At 70.9% G+C, this 3,286-nt stretch carries 2 protein-coding genes and 1 pseudogene; all 3 read left to right on the forward strand.

Going from position 1 to position 3,286, the window contains the following annotated elements:
* Positions 1–12: 12 nt before the first annotated feature.
* Positions 13–393 (forward strand): annotated as a pseudogene (locus C1I93_RS29655) (glutamate ligase domain-containing protein); the annotation flags it as partial.
* A gap of 83 nt (positions 394–476) precedes the next feature.
* On the forward strand, positions 477–1,901 hold the full coding sequence (locus C1I93_RS29660; RefSeq protein WP_111246554.1) for a UDP-N-acetylmuramoyl-tripeptide--D-alanyl-D-alanine ligase: 1,425 nt from the start codon (positions 477–479) through the stop codon (positions 1,899–1,901).
* The gene (gene mraY, locus C1I93_RS29665; RefSeq protein WP_111246555.1) at positions 1,898–3,031 is read left to right on the forward strand and encodes a phospho-N-acetylmuramoyl-pentapeptide-transferase; all 1,134 of its coding nucleotides are present in this window, start codon (positions 1,898–1,900) and stop codon (positions 3,029–3,031) included. The genes C1I93_RS29660 and mraY overlap by 4 nt, the downstream gene beginning before the upstream one ends.
* The last annotated feature ends 255 nt before the right edge of the window (positions 3,032–3,286 follow it).

Consider the following 3,286-nt stretch of genomic DNA (forward strand, 5'->3'; position numbering starts at 1 on the left):
AGATTTGTATAAGAGACAGGCACCGGCCGGCTGATCTGCGTGATCGGCGCGGGCGGCGACCGGGACCGGGGCAAACGGCCGATGATGGGGGTGGCAGCCGCGAAGGGAGCCGACGTGGTGGTGGTGACCGACGACAACCCGCGCACCGAGGAGCCCTCGGCGATCCGCGCCGAGGTGCTCGCCGGGGCGCACGACGCCGGCACGCCGGCCCGGATCTTCGAGGTGGCCGGGCGGCGGGCGGCGATCGACGAGGCGGTCGCGCTGGCCGCACCCGGCGACGTGGTGGCGGTGCTCGGCAAGGGGCACGAACGCGGCCAGGAGATCGCTGGCGAGGTGTACCCGTTCGACGACGTCACGGAACTGGCGGACGCGCTGCGAGCCCGCTTCGGCGACCTCAGCCAACGCGTCGAGGTCAGCGCGGGCGAGCGCGACGAGGGTGGGCGGGCCGAGGCCGGCGGCGGTCTGGCGGGTCGGCGATGATCGCGCTGAGCCTGGCCGAGATCGCCTCGGCCGTCGACGGGCGGCTGCTGGCCGCCGATCCCGCCACCCAGGTGACCGGCAGTGTGGAGTTCGACTCCCGCAAGGTGACTCCCGGTGGGCTCTTCGTCGCCTTCGACGGGGAGAAGGTGGACGGGCACGACTACGCCGCCGGGTCGGTCGAGGCCGGGGCGGTGGCGGTACTGGGCACCCGCGAGGTGCCCGGGGTGCCGATGATTTTGGTCGCCGACGCGTTGACCGCGATGGGCCGGCTGGCCCGCGCCGTGGTGGACCGGCTGCCCGAGCTGACCGTGATCGGGTTGACCGGCTCCTCCGGCAAGACCACCACCAAGGATCTGATCGCGCAGCTCACCGCGCGGCTCGGCGAGACGGTGGCGCCGCCCGGGTCGTTCAACAACGAGCTGGGCCACCCGTACACCGCGTTGCAGGCCGGGCCGTCCACGCGCTATCTGGTGCTGGAGAAGGGCGCCCGGGGCATCGGCCACGTGCGCTACCTCTGCGAGGTGGCGCCGCCGCGGATCTCGGTGGTGCTCAACGTCGGGGTGTCCCACATCGGCGAGTTCGGCTCCCAGGACAACATCGCGTTGGCCAAGGGCGAGTTGGTGGAGGCGTTGCCGGCCGACGGGCTGGCCGTGTTGAACGCCGACGACCCCCGGGTGGACGCCATGGCCACGCGTACGGTCGCCCGGGTGATCCGGTACGGCGAGGCGGCGCACGCCGACGTGCGGGCCGAGGACGTGACGCTGGACGAGCGCGGGCGGGCCGCGTACACCCTGGTGACGCCGGAGGGCAGCGCGCCGGTGCGGCTCGGGCTGACCGGCCGGCACCAGGTGGGCAACACCCTCGCCGCCGCGGCGGTGGCGCGGGAGCTGGGCATGCCGCTGGCCGAGACGGCCATCGCGCTCGGCGCGCTGGGGCTGGTCTCCACCCGTCGGATGGACGTCTTCGAGCGTACCGACGGGGTGACCGTGATCGACGACTCGTACAACGCCAACCCGGCGTCGATGGCGGTGGCGCTGCGGGCGCTGGCCGGGGTCGGCGCGGGACGGCGTACCGTCGCGGTGCTCGGCTACATGGCCGAGTTGGGCGATTTCGAGGCGCAGGGACACGCCGAGGTGGGTCTGCTCGCGGCCGAGTTGGGCGTCGACCGGCTGCTCGTGGTCGGCGAGGCGGCGACGCCGATCCACAGCGGTGCGACATCGGTAGGTGACTGGGGAGGAGAATCGGTGCTGCTCACCGATCAGGCGGCGGCCGTTCAGGTGCTGCGCAGCGAGCTACGGCCGGGCGACGTCGTCCTGGTGAAGGGGTCCAGGTACCGGACGTGGGAGGTGGCCGACGCGTTGCGCGCCGACGCCGTCGCCGACGGTTCGGCTGACCCGGCGGCCGGAGGTGGCGTGGCGTGAGAGCCGTCATCGTGGCCATCGGAGTGGCCTTCCTGGTCTCGCTGTTCTGCACCCCGATCGCGATCAGGGTCTTCACCCGGCTGAAGGCGGGTCAGCCGATCCGGACCGACGGTCCGCAGATGCACCAGGGCAAGAAGGGCACCCCGACCATGGGCGGCGTGGTGTTCATCCTCGCCACCGTGATCGCGTACGTCGCCGGCCACCTGGCGCTGACCACGCTGCCGGACGCGCAGATCGCCCAGGTCGAGCCGACCATCACCGCGCTGGTGCTGCTCGGGCTGATGGTCTTCTGCGGCGCGGTCGGCTTCATCGACGACTTCCTCAAGGTGCGCAAGCGGCACAGCGGCGGCCTGAGCGCGCGCGGCAAGCTGCTCGGCCAGATCCTGGTCGGCGCGGTGTTCGGCGTGATCGCGCTCTGGTTCCCGTCCACCATGACCGACGCCGGCGGCGAGGTGACCAACACCGAGACGGTCGGCAGCACCACGTTGAGCTTCATCCGGGACATCCCGGCGCTCGACGTCACCAAGATCGGCGCGGTGATCATCTTCATCTTCGTGGTGATGGCGGCGACGAACGGGGTGAACCTCACCGACGGGCTCGACGGCCTGGCCACCGGGGCGTCGGTGATGGTGCTCGGGGCGTACGCGGTGATCGCGTTCTGGCAGTACCGGCACTGGTGCGCCGACCCGTCGTACACCGCCAACCCGGACAACTACTGCTACACCGTCCGGGATCCACTGGAGATCGCGCTGATCGCCGGGGCGGCGGCCGGGGCCTGCGTGGGCTTCCTGTGGTGGAACACCTCGCCGGCCCGGATCTTCATGGGCGACACCGGCGCGCTCGGCCTCGGTGGGCTGATCGCCGGTATGGCGATGTCGACCCGGACGATCCTGCTGCTGCTGATCATCGGCGGCCTGTTCGTGATCATCACGATGTCGGTGGTCATCCAGATCATCTCCTTCAAGACCACAGGTAAACGTGTCTTCCGGATGTCACCCCTCCAGCACCACTTCGAACTCGCCGGCTGGAGCGAGGTCAACATCGTGGTCCGCTTCTGGATCATCGCCGGCATCGGCGTAGCCATCGCCCTCGGCCTCTTCTACAGCGACTTCCTCGCCAACATGGGCTGACCCCACCCCGACCAGTCGAGTTGATCAAGAAGTTTGCGTCCGGATCCGCGCCTGCGGTGGACGCAAACTTCTTGATCAACAGGGCGGGTGAGGGAGTTTCGACACGCCGAGGAGGGCGTACCGGGGGTGTCGGGTCGTGGTAGCGGCGATGATGGCGTTGTGGGGGAGGGACGAGCAGGGTCCGCAGCGGCGGGCAGCGGCGGGAAGTCGGTGTCGGCTGCCGGCTCGGGCGGCACCGAGGCGGGGAAGCCGGCC

Source organism: Micromonospora endophytica, assembly GCF_003236305.1.
Classification (GTDB): Bacteria; Actinomycetota; Actinomycetes; order Mycobacteriales; family Micromonosporaceae; genus Micromonospora; species Micromonospora endophytica.

Bases quoted from the DNA above. Each gene is read 5' to 3' on its own strand.
- C1I93_RS29660 (WP_111246554.1), top strand. From the start codon at position 477: ATGATCGCGCTGAGCCTGGCCGAGATCGCCTCGGCCGTCGACGGGCGG.